Annotated in this window: 1 protein-coding gene; it reads right to left on the minus strand. The window is 75.5% G+C overall.

Translation table 11 applies throughout. The annotated features are described in order from the left end of the window. A partial coding sequence (locus N2041_RS14850) for an NTP transferase domain-containing protein (protein WP_367187745.1) occupies nucleotides 1–512 on the minus strand: 512 nt, incomplete at its 3' end. Nucleotides 513–514: the final 2 nt, after the last annotated feature.

Raw genomic sequence — 514 nt, forward strand, 5'->3', positions numbered from 1 at the left:
GTGTATAAGAGACAGCCCCAGGGGATGGCGCGGCGGGAGAAGTAGAGCGCGGGCGCCACCTCCGCCCCGCCCTCGAAGGCGCAGGCGCATTTGACGACCGATTCGGCCGCCGCCTCCTCGGCCGAGGCGATCGGCGCCACCAGCGTGCCGATGTCCACCGCCGGATCGGCGAGCGGCTTCAGCACCGCGGCGATCGCCTCGGGCGGGATGGTCGGCAGATCCCCCTGCAGGTTCACCACCACGTCGTGGCGGCCTTCGGGGGCCAGCACATGCAGCGCCGCCGCGATGCGGTCGGTGCCGGAGGGCAGCGCCGGGTCGGTCTCGACGGCGGTGCCGCCGGCGGCGCGCACCACCGCGGCGATCTCGGCATCGCCCGCGGCCACCGCGACCGGGCCGAGGCCGGCGGCGCGCGCGCGCTCGAGCACATGCAGGATCATCGGCCGCCCGGCGATGTCGGCGAGCGGCTTGCCGGGCAGTCGGGTGGCGGCAAGGCGCGCGGGAATGAGGACGATCG

Origin of the sequence: Tepidiforma sp., from assembly GCF_026419595.1 — a bacterium.
GTDB lineage: Bacteria > Chloroflexota > Dehalococcoidia > Tepidiformales > Tepidiformaceae > Tepidiforma.